We start from the raw sequence: 16,556 nt of genomic DNA on the forward strand, positions 1-16,556 counted from the left end.
CGAGCGCCGAACTTACGCTCGGCGCTCGCGGTCCTTTCGGCTCGCGTTTGCTCTCTTACGACATTCGGGAACGGCATGGACATGGGGAAGACACCAGGACGATCAGGACGATGGATGGTCGGGGTCGGCGTGGTAGCGCTGGCGCTGCTCGGCAGTCTCGTCATCGCTCAGCCCACACAGGCGACGCAGACGCGCACAATACTCGCGCTGGGCGACTCGATTACGCGGGCCGCGACGACCTGCGGGACCAACCGCGACTGCGCGGAGAACTCGTGGGCGACGGGATCTGCGAGCGCAGTCAGGTCAATCGCGACCAGACTGGAGGCAGCGGATTCGACGACGGCCGTGCAGACAGCGAACTACGCGAAGTCGGGCAGCCTCATCAGCGGAGTGACGTCGCGGATCTCCGCGGCGGTCGCGGCGGGTGAGCAGCCCGACGTCGTCACCCTTCTGATCGGCGGGAACGACGTCTGCTCGCTGACGCTCGAGGCGAGCGCCGCTGACGGGTACGCGATGACGTCCGCGGCAAGTTTCGCCTCCTCCGCCACGGGGATCATGCGCTCACTCTCGGCAGCGTGGCCGACAGCGACCGTGCTCGTCTCCTCACTGCCCAACGTGGCGGCCGAGTGGAAAGTTGTGAAGCCGACTCCCGGAGCGCTGGTATGGGCCCAAGCCGGCGTCTGTAGCGCCACGAGAGGTGTCGACGCCGAGACTGGTGTGGCGCTCACGGGCACGGCGTACTCGGCCTCGGTCGCGGCCGCAGCCGAGCGATCGTCACAGTTCAACAGCAGTCTCGCGGCGGCGTGCTCAGTGACGTCGAACCGCTGCGTGTGGGATGGCGGAGCGTTGTCAGCGACACCCGTTGGGCTCGACAAGCTCTCGACGACTGTCGACTGGTTCCACCCCAATGTGGCGGGCCAGGCGCTGATCGCCGACGTGCTCTGGGGTGCCTGGGACCTCGGCGAGCGTCCGACGCCGAGCCCCAGCCCGACTCCCGCGCGCGACACGACCGCTCCGGTGGTCGCGATCACGGCTCCGACCAGCGGTACAACGGTGCGCGGCTCGGTCACGCTCATCGCCTCCTCGAAGGATGCCGTCGGCACGACTCGCCTGAGCTTCTGGAGCGGTGCGACGAAGGTGGGCGATGCGACGAAGGCCAGTGATGGGTCGTGGCGTCTGACCCTGGCGTCCTGGACATACCCGGACGGTCGCTACACCCTGGTCGCGCACGCCTACGACGCCGCCGGCAACGACGGTCGGAGCCCGTCGATCACGCTGACGCGGTGAGGCGAGTAAAAGGAGGTCCGCGGGGACTGCCTCCTCCTGCGGTCCCTTCAGCGCCTCGCGCGCAGTAGCGCGTCGGGGCGGTCCCAGTTCTCTAGGGTCTGGAGCACCCAGAAGGCGCCGAAGAGGGCGAGTGCGACGGCCTCACCCAACAGGAGCCACTGCTCGCCCAGCAGGGCGGCGCCGCGGCCCGTGAGCAGCAGGAGGACTAGGGCGGCGTCGACTGCGGCGATCAGCACCGCGAGGGCGGCGTAGCAGCGGGAGTAGAAGCGGGGCGTGCCCGGTCCGAAGGCCCCTTCTTCGCGCACAGCGACGGCGTGCACGCCGGCGGTGACGGCGATCAGGAGGAAGAAGAGTCCGGCGGCGGCGTAGTGGCCGAAGCGCAAGAAGGACGGGAAGGTGCTCCATCCGGCCAGCATGATCAGGAGAGCGGCCGCGATCCCGGTGCGGGCGAGCGCCCAGCGGTCCAGGACCCGATCAAGGGCGAGCAGGATCACCGAGGTCAGCAGGACAGCGGCGGCGGTAATCAGGTAGGCGGGCAGGGACGCGGTGACCTCCTTGACGGCCTGGTCGGGGAGGCACGCCGCCGCGCCGCCCGGGCAGGCGGTACCGAGCAGGCGCCGCAGCTCTTCTGAGGCGAGCGGCACCGGCACCAGAGCGATCACGGGCGCCGTCATTCCCGCCAGCAGCAGGAGGAAGCGCCGCACGCTCCTCCCGGCGAGGACGACCAGCGCGACCCCGACGGCGAAGAGCGCACCCGTGAAGACCGAGCGGACCGGCGTGTAGTACGAGGCGCTGATCGAGCGCAGCGGGCCCCCGGTGGCGAGCTGCCACGCGAGGCCGGTCGCGAGGAACACCACGGCCGCGACCAGCGAGAGGCGCACGTAGCGGTAGGTGCGGAGGGAGGAGACGGCGCCGCCTCCGCCCAGAGCGTCGCCCTGGGTCATCCTGCTACTCCGCGCGGAGCCCGGCGGAGGCGAGGGCGAAGTCGACGTCGATGCGGATCGCGACGCGGAGGGGGTTGGGCTGTGGCGTGCGGTACCGACGGGAGTAGAGCTCGACGGCGTGCTGCACGGCGTCCGGCTCCTCCTCGATCGTCGCGGCGCCGCCCAGGCTCAGCCAGCGGATGCCATCGACCTGGCTGACGGTCGCGGTACCGCCGCGCCGCACATTCAGCACCTTCTGGCTCTCGCGGGAGGTGATGACGCGGACGACGCCGTCCTCGTAGGTGAAGCCGACGGCGACTACGTGCAGACGGCCCTGGCGGCCAGGGGTGGAGAGGGTGGCCAGGTGGCGCTCGGTGACGAAGGCGAGGCCCTCGGCGCTCAGGATGCTCATTCCGCGAGCGTAGCCGGAGGTACCGGCGGGCTCCCGAGGCCGAGCCGGGGTGGCAAATGCTCCTCCACAGGGCGGGTTTGTGGCCTTTTTGTGCAGTTCGGGTCGATTCGGGTGACCTTATGCCATACTGGTATGCAAACGCGAGCTAACGTCGGGTCGTCCCACTCAGGAGCGGGACGGTCCCGCTCCACGAAAGGAGGATCATGTCCCGACACACACGGAGAGCAGCGCTCCTGGGGGTCGCCGCGGCGGCTCTCATCACAGGAATAACGGCCGCGCCGGCCCTCGCCTACGGGTCCGGTCAGTCGCAGGTCCAGCCGGGCGGCGGCTGCAACTCCGGCACCTACTACTACCGCAGCGACGCCAGGAACGACCGGGCCAATGCCTTCACCTCGTTCGACGGCTACTGCTGGGGCAACAAGACGGCCGGCGCCCAGCCCATCGCCGATTCGAAGGTGGGCCCCTGGGCTTACAGCGTGGCGAACGTGAGTACGTCGATGGACAAGCCTGCGGGATCGACGGTTCACGGCAACCACACCATCAACGGCGGATACGCGCGGTCGACGTGAGTCGATCACTGAAGAGTGCGGTCGCGGCGGTCCTCGCCGCGGCCGCACTCGCGGGCTGCTCCGCCGCACCCGCCGAGCCGACACCGGGCCAGCCGATGGGAGCCGCGCAGATCCGCGCTCTGGCCCAGGAAGAGGGGGAGGCGGGTCACGCCCAGCAGCAGGCCGCACTCGAGGACGGCGCCGTGACCTTCCAGGAGTACGACGAGGCGTTCGCCCGTCTCGAGGCGTGTCTGACCGATCACGGCGTCACGGTCGAGGGGCCCGTTGTGAGCCCCGTCGACGGGGTGCGCTATGAGTTCAGCTCCGACTTCGGCAGCCGTGAGCAGTCCGCGGCTCTCTCCGACATCGACGAGTGCAACGCTGTGCACTGGGCGAGCGTGGCCAAGGCCTACGAACTGTCCCAACCGCAGAGCATGGATCCGCCCCTGGTCGAGGCGACGTCCGCCTGCCTTCGCGCCCGCGGGCTCGACCCCGCACCGGAGGCCGACGTCGTGGCCGAATTCGTGACGTCGGTCGGCGAGGAGAACGGGGACGCCGTGCTCGACTGCGTGCAGCACGAGGGAGCCCGGCTGTATCCGGATCTGCCTTCCCTCACGGCCGGGTACTGACCATGAGCGGTGGGGAACGGCATCGGTCGGCGCGGCTTCGGCGCGGCTCGGCGATCGCTGGCCGTGCTCTGCTCGCGCTCGGACTGGCGGCCTGGACCGCGCTGCCGGTGGCGGGATACGTGCTGCTCGAGCGCTCCACGGCGTCCGCCGGCCTCGCACCCCCGGTCGACGTCTGGGCTCCGGTGCAGCCGGGCGCGGAGCACAAGCGGAGGACCGTCGGAGTGGTACTGAGTCGGGCCGCCGCGCCCGAGCTCTACGCGCCGGCCTGGAGCGGGGTGGTCGAGGCGACCAGCGTCAGCCCGGGAGCCGTACTGCACAGCGGTGACATCGTCGCGACGGTCGCCGGGATCGACCGGATGGCGGTCGCTTCTGAGCGGCCGTTCTCGACAGAGCTGCGGGTCGGCGACGAGGGGGACGACGCTGCGGCCCTCAACGAGCTGCTGCGCGGATTCGACCTCGACGCACCCGACTCCGACCGGTTCACAGTGCCCACGCTCCGCGCGCTCCGAGAGTTCGCTCGCTCCCTCAGAGTGCCAGGGACAGCGGACCTGCAAAGCTTCGACCCGGCCTGGCTCGTGTACCTCCCGAGCAGTGAGGTGACGATCGCGACCTCCGCGCTGTACGTCGGCGCGCTCGCACCGGCGCCCGGGCAGTCCCTCGCCACGACCCGGCCGGCCGTGACCTCCGCAGTCCTGGACGCGGTGACGACGGCCGACGCCGGTGAGGGGGGCGCGACCGGCGTGCAGGAGGCGGTCACCGCGGCCGAGAGCGAGCGGCTCGAGATGGTCGGCACGGCGCTGCCGTTGTCGGAGGACCGGCGCAGTGTCGCGGCGTCCGGATTCCCCGATCTGCAGCGGCTCGTCGCGGACGACCGGGCTCGGGCCGACGGCGTCCTGGTCACGGAAGTCGCAGCGGGCACGGTGGTCGTCCCGAGCGCGGCGCTCGGCGCGGACGGCTCGTGCGTCCTCGCGCGCACGGGGGGAGGTGCGGCCCAGCGGCGGGAAGTCGCTGTGGAGTCGAGCTCACTCGGCCGTTCGACCGTCTCGGGCGACGTAGCGAGCGGCGACGAGGTTCTGGTGGCCGCCGATACCGGGGCGCCGCCGTGCTGACCGAGGAGTCAGCCACCTCCCGAGCTGCCGCGGCGGGGGAGACGTCGGTGCTGATCGAGGCGTCCGACGTGCGGGTGGGATTCGGCGGCCGCCAGATCCTGCAAGACCTGAGCCTGTCTGTACCCGCCGGTGAGGCGGTCGCGCTGTGCGGTCCCTCGGGCGCCGGGAAGTCGACGCTCCTCGCGGTGCTCGCCGGTCAGGTCAGCCCCAATTCCGGTCGGGTCCGCACCGTGCCGCCGGAGCGGATCGCCTGGATCGTCCAGTCCACGCCGCTCCTGGCCCGGCGGACGGCTCGCGACAATGCGGCGCTCGGCGCGCTTGCGCGGGGCGCACGGCGACGGGAGGCGGAGGCGGAGGCGGACGGTGCGCTGCTCGCGGTCGGAGTCGCGGGGCTGGGCGACCGGCCGGTGCACGAGCTGTCGGGAGGGGAGCGGCAGCGAATCGCGGTGGCGCGCGCGCTGGTCGCCCACAGCGAGGTGATCCTCGCGGACGAGCCGACAGCCTCGCTCGATCCCCAGTCGCGCGGACTCGTCATCCGGGCACTCCTCGGCGCTGCGGCGACGGGTGCGGCAGTGATCCTCGCGACCCACGATCCCATCGTGGCAGCGGCCTGCGATCGGGCGGTGTTGCTCGACGGCGGAGTTCTCGAGCGCGGTGAACCGCGGTGAGACGCCTCAGAGCGCGCTCGGTCGTGACCGAGGCGGCGCGGAACGCCCGGGCGCGTCCCTGGCCCGGCCTGCTCGCTGCGGCCGCCGCGCTGCTGGCCGGGCTACTAGTGCCGTCCCTCACCTCCCTCGAGATCGGCGCGCTCGAGGCGAAGGCCGCGACACTCGTCACCGACGGCGCGACGGTGGTCTCGATCACCGCGGCGGAGCGCCGGCCACTCCCGGCAGCGAAGTGCGAGGAGTTGCGCGGGGTCGAGGGAGTCGTCGCGGCGGGCGGCACGATCGCGACGGGCACCGTCCACGGCGCGGACGGATCGTCGGTCTCGCTACTGCGGGTGACCGCCGGCTTCCCCAGAGTCCTCTGGCCGGGCGACGCCCTCAGAACCGACCTGCCCGCTTCAGCGGTGGCGGGTCGACTGCTCGCCGAGCGCGCCGGCCTCCTCGGCCCGGGCCTCGTCGTCGGGCTCGCCGACGGCGAGCCGGCCGCGCAGAGCTGGGTGGACCAGGTCGCCGGCCATTCTCCCCGGCTGCCGTTCGCCGATCGGGCGCTGGTCGTGGTCGACCCGGCAGGTCGAACCGTGCAGGAGTGCCTCGTCGAAGCGGAGCCGGGCGCAGCTGCCGCGGTCGGCGCACTCGCCTCCTCCTGGTTCCCGGCCGACCTCCAGACGACTGCCGCCCCGATCGCCCCCGCTCTCGGCGGGATCGGGGCGCTCGACGCGGAGGTCGAGGGGCGCCTCTCCCGGATCGGTGCACTCCTCGGCGCCCTGCTCTGCGCGCTCGGGCTCGCGGCCTCCTGGCTCGCGCAGCGCGCCGACATCGCGCTCTACCGCAGCCTCGGCCTCTCGACCGGTCGCCTGCTCCTCATGCTCGCTGTGCAGGCAGGCCTCACCACGGGCGTCGGCGTCATTACCGGACTGGGCGCGGCGGTCGTGCTTCTGCCGTGGTCGCCGCTGGCGCTCCGGCTCGCGGCGACGGATGTGGCGGCGATGCTCGCGCTCATGACGGCACTGCCCCTCCTGGGCGCCGCGATCCTCCCCCGAGGACGGGGGCTTGATGCCCTCCGCGGACGGTGACCGGTGCAGTCAACCCTCGAGGATCAGTGCTTCGCCCTGCCCGCCGCCGCCGCAGAGTGCGGCGACTCCCAGCCCACCGCCTCGGCGGCGCAGCGCGAGCGCCAGGTGCAGGGCCAGTCGGGCTCCAGAAGCGCCCACCGGGTGGCCGAGCGCGATCGCCCCGCCGTCGAGGTTGATCGACTCGGGTGCGACGCCCAGATCGTCCGCCGATTGGAGGACCACCGAAGCGAACGCCTCGTTGATCTCGATCAGGTCGAGATCCGTCACCGCGGCTCCGCGCCTGCCGAGAGCCCGCAGGATCGCGGCCGACGGCTGCGAGTGCAGGGAGTTGTCCGGCCCGGCGACCTGGGCGTGCTCGGCGATCGTCGCGAGCCACGGCAGCCCGCGCTCACGGGCCCAGCCGCGCGAAACCACTACCAGAGCGGCAGCTCCATCGGAGATCGGCGACGAGCTGCCCGCCGTGATCGTGCCCTCCGGCGAAAATGCGGGGGCCAGTCGAGCGAGCGTTTCGACGGTGCTATTTTCCCGGATCCCGTCGTCCGCCGAGACGACGAGATCGGCACCGCGCCGCTGCGGTACCGCGACCGGCACGATCTCCTCGGCGAGCACGCCGGTCGCCCGCGCCTTGGCCGCCCGCCGATGCGACAGCGCGGCGAATGCGTCCTGGCGCTCGCGGCGGATGCCCCTCGCGGTGGTGCCGTCGTCCGTCACCCGTCCCATCAGACGCCCGTCGAACGGATCGAGGAGGCCGTCGTGCAGCAGGGCGTCCTCCAGCGGACGTGCACCCACTCCCAGGCCCGAGCGGGAGGCGAGCAGGAGGTGCGGCGCGTTCGTCATCGACTCCTGCCCACCGGCCACGACGACCTGCGCCTCGCCGAGCCGGATCATCCGCGCGGCGTCGATCACCGCGGTGAGGCCCGAAAGGCAGAGCTTGTTGATCGTGACCGCCGGGACGTCCCAGCTCAGGCCCGCGAGGACAGCGGCCTGTCGGGCCGGTCCCTGACCGGCTCCCGCCTGGATCACCTGGCCGAGCACGACCGCGTCGATGTCGGCGGCTGAGGCACCCGAGCGGTCGAGAGCCCCGCGGAGGGCGGCGGCGCCGAGCTCGACACCCGACAGGGGCGCGAATGCCCCGGAGAAACGGGTGAACGGGGTGCGGGCTCCCCCCAGGATCACGGGGGTGGTGTCGTCAGTGGACACGAGGACTCCTTTTCGACGGTGTGCGCGGTGTGCGCGGTGGAGGCAAGAGGGCAGACGGGCGGCGCCGGGATCGGTTCCGGCTCACGGCACGAGCAGGATCTTCCCGCGGACGTGCCCGTCCTCGCTGAGCCGGTGCGCCTCGGTGGCCTGCTCGAGGGGGAGTCGCGGACCGATCTCGACCGAGAAGCGCCCTTCGCTCGCCAGCCGGGCCGCCAGCGGCACGCCCTCACGGCGGAGGCGCTGCTCCTCCTCGGTTAGCGGCACAGGGCTCCCGCCCATCCAGGCGCGGATGCCGAGCTCGCCCGCCCGTGCGCCGACCACGACCGTGCCGATGTGCTGCGGGTCCGCGACCAGCGCGAGCGAGGCATCGAGTGCCTCGTCCGTCCCCGCCGCGTCGAGCACGCGGTCGACCCCTTCGGGGGCAGCCGCGCGCAGCCGCTCCAGCAGTCCCGGCCCGTAGACGACCGGCACCGCTCCGAGCCCGCGCAGTGCCTCGTGGTTCACCGGGCTCGCCGTGGCGATGACCCGGGCACCTCGATCGACGGCGAACTGGAGTGCAGCACGGCCGACCGCTCCGGCACCCGCGTGGACGACGAACGTTGACCCCTCCGCGACTCCGAGCGAGAGGACAGCCTGGTAGGCAGTGGAGACCGGTATGCCCAGAGCCGCCGCCTCCTCGAAGCCCAGGCCCTCGGGGAGCGGGTCGAGTGCGTCGGGGGAGACAGCGACCGCGGAGGCGTAGGTTCCACTCGCGCCGCTGACGATCACCCGGTCGCCGACGCGCCACCCCAGCACTCCCGGGCCGACGGCGGAGATCACTCCGGAGCCGTCGGACCCGAGCCGCCGGGGGCCGTCGAACGCCGGGCCCGGGCGCAGTCCGGAGCGCACCTTCCACTCGATCGGGTTCACGCCGGCGGCGCGGACAGCGACCACCACGGCTCCTGGCCCCGCCACGGGATCCGGCGCCTCGACCAGCTCGAGCACCTCGGGCCCGCCGATACGTTCGTACTGCACGATCCTCGCCATGTCGTCCCCCTCGCCGCTGGGCCGCAGCCCACGCCCGTCTCGATCCGTTACCGGCCCGCCGTCGAGCGCGCCTCAGCCCAGCAGACTCTCGCGCACCTTGCGCCGCAAGACCTTGCCGATCAGCGACGTCGGCAGCTCCTCCACGGGCACGACCCGCTTGGGCACCTTGTACGGCGTGAGGTGCAGGCGGCAGAAGTCGCGCAGCGCCTCGGGATCTACGGCCGTTCCAGCTCGCAGCACGACTGCCGCCGCGACGCTCTCGCCGCCGTCCGCGCGGGGGAGCCCGACGACGGCCGCGCGGACCACATCGGGGTGCGACTCCAGCACCCCCTCCACCTCGGACGGCGACACGTTGAAGCCGCCGGTGATGATCAGGTCCTTCGCCCGGTCGACGATCGTCACGAAACCGTCGGACGAGACGGACGCGATGTCGCCGGTCCGGAGCCAGCCGCCGGGGAGGAGGGCTTCGGCTGTCTCCTCCGGACGCTTCCAGTAGCCCTGGAACACCTGCGGGCCGTGTAGCAGCAGCTCGCCAGATTCGCCGGGGCCGCGGTCGACCGAGGGATTGGCGGGGTCGACGAGGCGGATCGTCGTGCTCGGGAACGGTACGCCGACCGTGCCGGGTCGGCGGGTCGGGCCGACCGGATTGCCGAGGGCGACGGGGGAACTCTCGGTCATGCCGTAGCCCTCGACCAAGAGTCCTCGGCTCGCGCGCTCCCACCGGTCGACCGTCGCCACCGGCAGGCTCATCGCTCCCGAGATCGCGAAGCGGATGCCGCGCACATCGAGTTCATTGCGCTCGGAGGCCCGGGCGAGCGCGTCGTAGACGGGCGGTACCGCGGGGAGGAACGTGGGCGGCGACCCCTTCGCGGCGGCCTTCACGAGGTCGACGTCGAAGGTCGGGAACAGCACGATTTTCGCACCGATGCTGATCGCGAAGGTCAGGCAGAGCGTCAGCCCGTAGGCGTGGAATAGCGGGAGCACCGCGTAGAACGTCTCGTGGCCCTCCTGCAGCCCCGGCACCCAGGCCCGGCCCTGCAGAGCGTTGGCGCGGAGGTTCGCGTGCGAGAGGATCGCGCCCTTCGGGGTCCCGCTCGTGCCGCTGGTGTATTGCAGCAGCGCCGTGTCGCCGAGGGCGGGCCGCGGGTGCGTGCGCGCAAGGCGGCGGTTCTTCAGGAGTGACGTGAAGGCCACCAGGGAGCGGCTGCGGGGAGTCGCGGTCAGCTTCGCGCGGGACCGGCGCGCGGCCGGCAGGGGGAGTCGCAGCGCCAGGCGCTTGGCGAGCGGGAAGGAGCGCGTCAGGTCGACCGAGACGACCCGTTCGATGCCCAGATCGGCGGGCATTGTCGCGACGACGTCGGCGATCGTGTCCCAGACAACCGCGAATCGGGCACCGTGGTCCTCGAACTGGCGGCGCAGTTCGCGCGGAGTGTAGAGCGGGTTGTGCTCGACCACGATCGCGCCGAGGCGGAGCGCTGCGTAGAAGGCGATCACATGCTCCGGGCAGTTGGGCAGTACCAGAGCGACTCGGTCGCCCGCCCGCACGCCCAGGCGGCGTAGTCCCTCCGCAGCGCGTGCCACCTGCTCGCCGAGCTCGGCGTAGCTGGTCTCGGCGCCGAAGAACTCGAGCGCGGTGCCGCGGCGGTACCGGGCGACCGAGTCGTCGAGGAGGTCGACGAGGGTCTGGGTGGGCGGGTCGATCTCGGCGGGCACGCCCTCCGCGTAGGAGGTCAGCCACGGCTTCGTTGCCAGGTTCGAGGATCCAGAGGTCACGGGCCCGAGTATCGGGCACCCGCCTCCGCACTTCCTCCAAGGCCCGCGGAGGGGGTGCCGTCGCGGCCGAGCGCGCGGCAGGCTGGCCGTATGAGCGCAGCCCTTGATCTCCTCCGCGACGCCTTCGGCCGGGTGCACGAGAACGTGCACGCCGTCCTCGACGACAGCACCCCTCCGCAGCTCGCATTCCGCGCGGACGCCCGCTCGAACTCTCCCGCCTGGCTCGTCTGGCATCTCCTCCGGGTGCAGGACGATCACCTCGCCCCGCTCGCCGGCCACGAGCAGGTCTGGACCGCCGACGGATTCCACGGTCGCTCCGGCCTGGCGTTCGGACCCGGCGAGACTGGCTACGGGCAGGAGCCCGCGGAGGTGGCGGCGCTCGCCGCGGTCCCCGCCGCGCTGCTCGCCGAGTACGCCGACGCCGTGCATCAGCGGACGCTGGCCTACCTGGACACGCTCGGCGACGAGGATCTCGTGCGCGTCGTCGATGAGCAGTGGGATCCGCCGGTGACCCTCGCGGTGCGACTGGTCTCGGTGATCGAGGACGACAGCCAGCATGTCGGCCAGGCCGCGTACGCGAAGGGCATCGCTGAGCGCTCCGTCGGCTGAGCCCGGCGCCTACGCTGGCGCGGTGCGCGCGATCAGGACCTTGCCCGCCAGCGCCGTCCTCGTCCTCGCGACGGCGCTGACTCTCGTCGGCTCGTGGATCCCCTCTCTACTGGAACGACACTGGAACGACGAGGTCGCGACCCTTCGACTGGCACGGCTATCGCCTGCATCGCGGTCGCCGGAGAATCGGAGCTCGCGGTCCGCGCTCCGTCCGCCCTGGCGGCGGGCACGGCGGCGGCGGGCGCGCGCGGCACTCGCCGGAGAGGATCGGATCGGGCAGGTGCAGCCCGAGGGCGAGCCGGACGATGTGCTCGCGGAGGCGGGGTTCGTCGCCCGCGAGCAGGTACAGGCGCCGACGGTCGTGCTCACCCTCTGGGAGCGCCCGGAGGGCAGCTGAGGAAAGCCGCAGCGTCCGCACCCCGGTCAGCGCACCCGGAGCCCCGACGACGGGGAGCCGCTACCCTTGTCCCCGGCGCCGTCGCGGAGCGGTGGCGCCCGCGGAGCGAGGACCGCGCCACCGAGAGGAACCGACCGTGACGTTGCCCGAGACCACCACCACCGCTATCGCGAAGCGGAAGGGGCGCGACGTCGCCCCGGAGATCGCGCGCTCCTGGCTGCTGGTGAACGCCACGCGCACCGAGACGTTCGACGACGCACATGCCTCCCGCGCCGACCAGATCGTCCTCGACATCGAGGACGCGGTCGACCCCAAGGCCAAGCCCGACGCACGGGCGGACGTCGTCGAGTGGCTGACCGGTGACAAGCGCGCCTGGGTCCGCATCAACGACCACTCCACGCCGTTCTGGTCCGACGATGTCGACGCGCTGAAGAGCCTGCCAGGCCTCGCCGGCGTCATGCTCGCCAAGACCGAGGCCGCCGAGCACGTCACCGAGACCTTCGACCGCCTCGGCGGCGCCACTCCTGTGCTCGCTCTGGTTGAGTCCGCACTCGGCATCGAGGAGGCGGTCTCGATCGCCCGCGCTCGAGGCACCTTCCGCCTCGCGTTCGGCAGCGGCGACTATCGCCGCGACACCGGCACCAGCGCCGAGGACCTTGCGATGGCGTACCCGCGCTCGCGCCTGGTCGTCGCCTCCCGCATCGGCGATCTGCCCGGCCCGATTGATGGACCGACCGTCTCGAACAGCCATCCCGTCCTGCGTGAGCAGTCGGCGCTCACCGTCTCGCTGGGCCTCACCGGCAAGCTTTGCCTCGACACCGAGCAGCTCGCCGTGATCAACGAGGTCATCAGCCCGACGCCGTCCGATGTCGCCTGGGCGCGCGACTTCCTCGAGGAATTCGAGGCCCGCGGGCGCGTGATCCGCGACGGCAGCGACCTGCCACGCCTCGGCCGCGCGAAGAAGATCGACAAGCTTGCGACCGCGTTCGGCGTCAACCCGCTGTGAGCCGTCGTGGGGCGGGTGCCTGCGCGGCACACTGAGGGAGCCGCGGAGATCTTTCGCGCAGGACGGAGACTCCGATGGGCGCGGCTCGCATCTTCCTCGGGCTCGATGCCGCCGCGCTGGAGCGGGCGCATGACGGCACATGACTCCGCCCGCCCTCGCCGCTCCCCGTCCCTTCGGCGCGCGTACCTGCGCGACTACCGCTACGCCTACGGCTCCCGCTTCGTGCACTTGCGCGAAGGCTGGGACGTCTCGCGGTACGCGTCCGGTGACGGCGCCCCGGTGCTACTCATCCCCGGGATCTACGAGACGTGGCAGTTCCTCCGGCCGATCGCGGAGCGGCTGCACTCAGCGGGGCACCCCATTCATGTGCTGCCCGCGCTCGGCTACAACACCCGGCCGATCACCGCCTCGGCGGGTGTCGGTCAGGACTACCTGCGTGAGCACGATCTGCGCGGCGTGGTCGTCGTGGCGCACAGCAAAGGCGGCCTGATCGGCAAACACATGATGGTGGTCGACGACCGCGAGGAAGGGCGGATCGAGCGGATGATCGCCGTCTCGACCCCGTTCAACGGCTCGTCGCTCGCCCGGATCGCCCCGGCGCGGGCGCTGCGCGAGTTCGCGCCGCAGCGCCCGCTCATCCGCCGGCTGCTCGCTGAGCGGGAGGCCGATGCGCGCATCACGTCGATCTACGGCATGCGGGACCAGTACATCCCGAGGGGCAGTCGGCTCGCGGGCGCGCACGAGAACATTGCGGTCTCGGTGGTCGGGCACTTCGCGCTGCTCTCGCACCCGCGGGTGCTCGACCTCATCGCGGCGCGGGCCTGAGGCGCGGCGCGGATCCGCGCCGGCCGCAGTCGGCCGAGGACGTCACGACCAGGGCGTCAGCAGCACGAGCGGGATCTGCCGCTCGGTCTTCGTCTGGTACTCGGCGTAGTCCGGCCATGCTGCGACCGCCCGCTCCCACCACACCTCGCGCCGCTCGCCCTCGAGGACGCTGGCGGTGTAGTCCTTCTTCACCGGCCCGTCCTGGAGCTCGACGTGCGGCTCCGCGAGCATGTTCCCGTACCAGACCGGATGCTCGGGCGCGCCGCCCTTGGATGCGACGACCACGTACTCGCCGTCGTGCTCGACCCGCATCAGCGCGGTCTTGCGGAGCTTCCCGCTCTTCGAGCCCACGGTGGTCAGGACGATGATGGGGCGGCCGCGGAGGAGGTTGCCCTCGGCTCCGCCGGTGCGCTCGTAGAGCTCCGCCTGTTCGCGGGCCCACTCGGACGTGCTGGGTTCGTACTCTCCGGTCAGCGGCATGACTCCGATCGTACGGCCGCGGCGGCCCCGGTGGGCGAGCGGCGTGCAGGAGGATGGAGCGGTGCCCTCTGCAGACCCGTTCGACCGAGCCCGCATCGCCCTCCTGCGCGAGGATCTGACCCGCGCCCGCTACGGCGTCGACGCCGTGCGTGGGCTCTGGGGCGACGAAGCGGCCGAGGCGCTGCACCGGGGCGACCGCGTCCCCGCCCGCCGCGCCCTCGCGCGTAGCGACGACCACGACCCGCTGGCCACCCTCGCCCGCCTGTTCCTCCTGGCCGATCCCGTCTCCACCGACGATGCGGAGGAGGCGTTCGGCGCCCTCGCGCTGGAGGGCGCGGTGGAACTCGGGCTGGTGCGCGTCGAGGCCGGAGCCGTCGTCACCGCGGCCCTGGACCTGCGGCCCTACGAGGTGCTCGACCAGCGCGGCGCCGCGTCCTGGTGGATCGTGTCCGACCTCGGCGAGCTCGCGCTGGGCCGCCCGCTCGACGAGGACCATGTGCTCGGAGTCGGCGGCGCGAGTCTGACGCTGAGCGGGCTGATGATCCAGCGTCCCGTCGGCCGGGTCCTCGATCTGGGCACGGGCTGCGGGATCCAGGCGCTGCACGCCTCCCGTCACGCCGAGCAGGTGGTCGCGACCGACATTTCCGCGCGGGCGCTCGCGCTCGCCTCCTTCACCGCGGCACTGAACGGGATCGACAACATCGAGTTCCGCCTCGGCAGTCTCTACGAGCCGGTCGCGGGGGAGCGGTTCGACCACATCGTGACCAATCCTCCGTTCGTCATTACGCCGCGCGTCGAGGGCGTGCCGTCGTACGAGTATCGCGACGGTGGCCTCGAGGGCGACGAGATCGTGCGCCGGGTGATCCTCGGAGCGGCGGCGCACCTGGCGCCGGGCGGCGTCGCACAGCTCCTCGGCAACTGGGAGTACCGCGAGGGCGCGGATGCCTTCGATCGGATCGACGGCTGGCTCGCCGACGCGCGCAGCCCGCTGGAGCAGGCGCTCGAGGTGGAACCCGCGGGGCTCGACGCCTGGATGGGCGCGACCACGTCGCCGCTGGACGTCTGGGTGGTGGAGCGCGAGCGCCAGGATCCGGCGGTCTATGCCGAGACCTGGATCCGGGACGGCGGCACGACCCGCGGCCCCGCGTTCGACGCGCTGGTCGACGCCTGGCTGACCGACTTCGAGCGGCGCGGAGTCATCGGCGTCGGCTTCGGTTACGTCACTCTGCGACGACCCGAGCAGCCGCGCCCGCCGATCCGCCGCCTGGAGCGCATCACCGGCCCGGTCGCGACCGCGGGCCTCGGTGGACACCTCGCCGCGTGCCTGGACGCCGTCGAGTCGCTCTCTGCGACCGACGACCGGGCTCTGGCCGGCCTCGCGCTGGTGGTCGCCGGTGATGTCACGCAGGAGCGGCACTACTGGCCGGGCAACGACGATCCGACCGTGCTGCGGTTGCGGCAGGGCGGAGGCTTCGCCCGGGTCGAGGAGGTCGACACGGCGCTCGCCGCGGTGGTCGGCGCCTGCGATGGCGAACTCTCGGTGGCGGCGATCGTCGCAGCAGTCGCCTCGCTCCTGCAGGTGGAGGAGGAGGAGCTGACCGACTCTGTGCTGCCTCGGGTGCGCGAGCTGGTTGCGACGGGCCTGCTGCGCCTGCCCTAACGAGTCGCCGAGACACCGCTCTGCCAAGGCGGGCGATGGGTGAAGTCGGCTGACGGCTCGTGGCGGCTATCCGTCTCCTCCTGGACCTCTCCCACTCGGCTCAGAGTTGCGGTCCCGTTGTTACGGCGGGTCGCTGTTCTGTGACTCGCTGTTCTGTGACGGTTGTGTGACTGCGGGCGTCGGTGGCCGGGCGGGTTAGTGAAGGAGCAGCCATCATGAACAGCACCCTCTCTAGCATTCGCCGCCGCCGCTTCGCGCGTGCGGCCCTGGCCGGAGCTACCGCGGCCTCGATCGCCCTGCTCATCGGCTGCACCGGCAGCGCCGCCTCCGACACGTCACGTCCGACTGTCTCCTCGGGCACTGCGACCGGCGCCACCGGTCGCAAGGTCCTGTTTCTCGGCGACTCCATTGCCGGGTCGGAGGCGCCCGCCCTGAAGGCAGCCAGAGAGACCGCCGGTGCGACATTCCAGAGCGACACCCGGAGGGTTATTCAGGCGGCTTGTTGGAGAAAGTGAAGGGCTACGACCGCGGAGATTGTTGGGGTGAAGGTGGAGAAGGGGCGTCGGTAGCCGGTGTGGAGGATGCGCCCGTTCTTGAGGTGGGCGATCGTTCGTTCGATCTGGTAGTGGATCGAGTTCATGTCTTTATTGAATTGGTGTTCCCCTTCGAGGGTGTGGTCGGGATTCTTTCGGATGGTGGTGATCATTCCCAGGCCGATGTAGCCTTTGTCGCCGAACCAGTTCTTTGGATTCATGCCCTCGAGCACGCTGCTCGCGTGAAGCGCTGCGATGTCGTGGCGGTGTCCGTCCACGGGGTCAGAGATCCAGACGACCGCGAAGGTCACACGCAACCTGGACGTTGACGCCCGTGGTGGAGTGCTTGCCGGACCAGAGGGTGGGGCGGTTCGCCCAGGACCAGCAGGGTAGAAGGGTGC

The 16,556-nt window shown here is 71.8% G+C and carries 18 protein-coding genes; 11 read left to right on the forward strand and 7 right to left on the reverse strand.

Annotated elements, in window-relative coordinates; all coding sequences use genetic code 11:
• Window positions 1-114 precede the first annotated feature (114 nt).
• Window positions 115-1,287 carry an SGNH/GDSL hydrolase family protein gene (locus C1O28_RS03040; protein ID WP_165770568.1) on the forward strand — a complete coding sequence of 391 codons (1,173 nt, stop codon included), beginning with the start codon at window positions 115-117 and terminating at the stop codon, window positions 1,285-1,287.
• 47 nt (window positions 1,288-1,334) lie between these two features.
• Here C1O28_RS03040 and C1O28_RS03045 read toward each other — a convergent pair whose 3' ends face one another.
• On the reverse strand, window positions 1,335-2,231 hold the full coding sequence (locus C1O28_RS03045) for a hypothetical protein (protein WP_097166647.1): 897 nt from the start codon (window positions 2,229-2,231) through the stop codon (window positions 1,335-1,337).
• Window positions 2,232-2,235: 4 nt separating this feature from the next.
• Window positions 2,236-2,622, reverse strand: a complete 387-nt coding sequence (locus C1O28_RS03050) for a pyridoxamine 5'-phosphate oxidase family protein (RefSeq protein WP_097166646.1) — start codon at window positions 2,620-2,622, stop codon at window positions 2,236-2,238.
• 203 nt (window positions 2,623-2,825) lie between these two features.
• On the opposite strand from C1O28_RS03050, the gene C1O28_RS03055 reads away from it, so the two are divergent.
• From C1O28_RS03055 to C1O28_RS03075, 5 genes are read left to right on the forward strand one after another with little or no spacing between them, the layout of a single operon-like run.
• Window positions 2,826-3,191 carry a hypothetical protein gene (locus C1O28_RS03055; protein ID WP_097166645.1) on the forward strand — a complete coding sequence of 122 codons (366 nt, stop codon included), beginning with the start codon at window positions 2,826-2,828 and terminating at the stop codon, window positions 3,189-3,191.
• On the forward strand, window positions 3,188-3,799 hold the full coding sequence (locus C1O28_RS03060; RefSeq protein WP_097166644.1) for a hypothetical protein: 612 nt from the start codon (window positions 3,188-3,190) through the stop codon (window positions 3,797-3,799). The genes C1O28_RS03055 and C1O28_RS03060 overlap by 4 nt, the downstream gene beginning before the upstream one ends.
• Window positions 3,800-3,801: 2 nt before the next feature.
• Window positions 3,802-4,908, forward strand: a complete 1,107-nt coding sequence (locus C1O28_RS03065) for a hypothetical protein (RefSeq protein ID WP_097166643.1) — start codon at window positions 3,802-3,804, stop codon at window positions 4,906-4,908.
• Complete coding sequence (locus C1O28_RS03070) at window positions 4,902-5,576, forward strand: ABC transporter ATP-binding protein (RefSeq protein WP_202129471.1); 675 nt, start codon at window positions 4,902-4,904, stop codon at window positions 5,574-5,576. The genes C1O28_RS03065 and C1O28_RS03070 overlap by 7 nt, the downstream gene beginning before the upstream one ends.
• Window positions 5,573-6,646 (forward strand): ABC transporter permease family protein, encoded by a 1,074-nt coding sequence (locus C1O28_RS03075; RefSeq protein WP_097166642.1) that lies wholly within the window; start codon window positions 5,573-5,575, stop codon window positions 6,644-6,646. Before C1O28_RS03070 ends, C1O28_RS03075 begins: the two co-directional genes overlap by 4 nt.
• A 9-nt stretch (window positions 6,647-6,655) precedes the next feature.
• Here C1O28_RS03075 and C1O28_RS03080 read toward each other — a convergent pair whose 3' ends face one another.
• The 3 genes from C1O28_RS03080 to C1O28_RS03090 form a co-directional block, all read right to left on the reverse strand.
• Window positions 6,656-7,846: an acetyl-CoA C-acyltransferase gene (locus tag C1O28_RS03080; RefSeq protein WP_207759885.1), complete on the reverse strand. Its 1,191-nt coding sequence runs from the start codon at window positions 7,844-7,846 to the stop codon at window positions 6,656-6,658.
• An 81-nt stretch (window positions 7,847-7,927) separates the two neighbouring features.
• A complete protein-coding gene (locus tag C1O28_RS03085; RefSeq protein ID WP_097166641.1) occupies window positions 7,928-8,872 on the reverse strand; it encodes an NADP-dependent oxidoreductase in 945 nt (314 codons plus the stop codon).
• Window positions 8,873-8,944: 72 nt separating this feature from the next.
• Window positions 8,945-10,645, reverse strand: coding sequence for a long-chain-fatty-acid--CoA ligase (locus C1O28_RS03090; RefSeq protein ID WP_097166640.1), 1,701 nt, complete (start codon window positions 10,643-10,645; stop codon window positions 8,945-8,947).
• Between the two features lie 90 nt (window positions 10,646-10,735).
• Here C1O28_RS03090 and C1O28_RS03095 point away from each other — a divergent pair, with 90 nt between their 5' ends.
• The 3 genes from C1O28_RS03095 (at window position 10,736) to C1O28_RS03105 (ending at window position 13,482) form a co-directional block, all read left to right on the forward strand.
• A complete protein-coding gene (locus C1O28_RS03095) occupies window positions 10,736-11,254 on the forward strand; it encodes a mycothiol transferase (RefSeq protein ID WP_097166639.1) in 519 nt (172 codons plus the stop codon).
• A 539-nt stretch (window positions 11,255-11,793) separates the two neighbouring features.
• A complete protein-coding gene (locus C1O28_RS03100) occupies window positions 11,794-12,657 on the forward strand; it encodes an HpcH/HpaI aldolase/citrate lyase family protein (protein ID WP_237398041.1) in 864 nt (287 codons plus the stop codon).
• Between the two features lie 129 nt (window positions 12,658-12,786).
• Window positions 12,787-13,482, forward strand: a complete 696-nt coding sequence (locus C1O28_RS03105; RefSeq protein ID WP_097166637.1) for an esterase/lipase family protein — start codon at window positions 12,787-12,789, stop codon at window positions 13,480-13,482.
• Window positions 13,483-13,524: 42 nt separating this feature from the next.
• Here C1O28_RS03105 and C1O28_RS03110 read toward each other — a convergent pair whose 3' ends face one another.
• Entirely contained in the window at window positions 13,525-13,962 is a 438-nt protein-coding gene (locus C1O28_RS03110; RefSeq protein ID WP_097166636.1) for a nitroreductase family deazaflavin-dependent oxidoreductase, read from the reverse strand.
• Between C1O28_RS03110 and C1O28_RS03115 the strand changes: the two genes are divergently transcribed.
• Together C1O28_RS03115 and C1O28_RS03120 are read left to right on the forward strand one after the other, a co-directional pair.
• On the forward strand, window positions 13,961-15,622 hold the full coding sequence (locus C1O28_RS03115; RefSeq protein WP_097166635.1) for a DUF7059 domain-containing protein: 1,662 nt from the start codon (window positions 13,961-13,963) through the stop codon (window positions 15,620-15,622). The two genes, C1O28_RS03110 and C1O28_RS03115, sit on opposite strands and share 2 nt — an antisense overlap.
• Before the next feature lie 215 nt (window positions 15,623-15,837).
• On the forward strand, window positions 15,838-16,137 hold the full coding sequence (locus C1O28_RS03120; RefSeq protein WP_097166634.1) for a hypothetical protein: 300 nt from the start codon (window positions 15,838-15,840) through the stop codon (window positions 16,135-16,137).
• On the opposite strand, the gene C1O28_RS03125 is transcribed toward C1O28_RS03120, so the two are convergent.
• Window positions 16,113-16,466 carry a transposase family protein gene (locus C1O28_RS03125; RefSeq protein WP_202129473.1) on the reverse strand — a complete coding sequence of 118 codons (354 nt, stop codon included), beginning with the start codon at window positions 16,464-16,466 and terminating at the stop codon, window positions 16,113-16,115. The two genes, C1O28_RS03120 and C1O28_RS03125, sit on opposite strands and share 25 nt — an antisense overlap.
• Window positions 16,467-16,556 lie beyond the last annotated feature (90 nt).

Origin of the sequence: Rathayibacter rathayi, assembly GCF_004011095.1 — a bacterium.
Taxonomy (GTDB): domain Bacteria; phylum Actinomycetota; class Actinomycetes; order Actinomycetales; family Microbacteriaceae; genus Rathayibacter; species Rathayibacter rathayi.

Excerpts from the sequence above, each read along its gene's own strand:
- C1O28_RS03110 (WP_097166636.1), bottom strand. The coding sequence starts at position 13,962 with ATGCCGCTGACCGGAGAGTACGAACCCAGCACGTCCGAGTGGGCCCGC.
- C1O28_RS03050 (WP_097166646.1), bottom strand. The coding sequence starts at position 2,622 with ATGAGCATCCTGAGCGCCGAGGGCCTCGCCTTCGTCACCGAGCGCCAC.
- C1O28_RS03055 (WP_097166645.1), top strand. The coding sequence starts at position 2,826 with ATGTCCCGACACACACGGAGAGCAGCGCTCCTGGGGGTCGCCGCGGCG.
- C1O28_RS03105 (WP_097166637.1), top strand. The coding sequence starts at position 12,787 with ATGACGGCACATGACTCCGCCCGCCCTCGCCGCTCCCCGTCCCTTCGG.
- C1O28_RS03115 (WP_097166635.1), top strand. The coding sequence starts at position 13,961 with ATGACTCCGATCGTACGGCCGCGGCGGCCCCGGTGGGCGAGCGGCGTG.
- C1O28_RS03085 (WP_097166641.1), bottom strand. The coding sequence starts at position 8,872 with ATGGCGAGGATCGTGCAGTACGAACGTATCGGCGGGCCCGAGGTGCTC.
- C1O28_RS03045 (WP_097166647.1), bottom strand. The coding sequence starts at position 2,231 with ATGACCCAGGGCGACGCTCTGGGCGGAGGCGGCGCCGTCTCCTCCCTC.
- C1O28_RS03120 (WP_097166634.1), top strand. The coding sequence starts at position 15,838 with ATGAACAGCACCCTCTCTAGCATTCGCCGCCGCCGCTTCGCGCGTGCG.
- C1O28_RS03065 (WP_097166643.1), top strand. The coding sequence starts at position 3,802 with ATGAGCGGTGGGGAACGGCATCGGTCGGCGCGGCTTCGGCGCGGCTCG.
- C1O28_RS03040 (WP_165770568.1), top strand. The coding sequence starts at position 115 with ATGGTCGGGGTCGGCGTGGTAGCGCTGGCGCTGCTCGGCAGTCTCGTC.
- C1O28_RS03095 (WP_097166639.1), top strand. The coding sequence starts at position 10,736 with ATGAGCGCAGCCCTTGATCTCCTCCGCGACGCCTTCGGCCGGGTGCAC.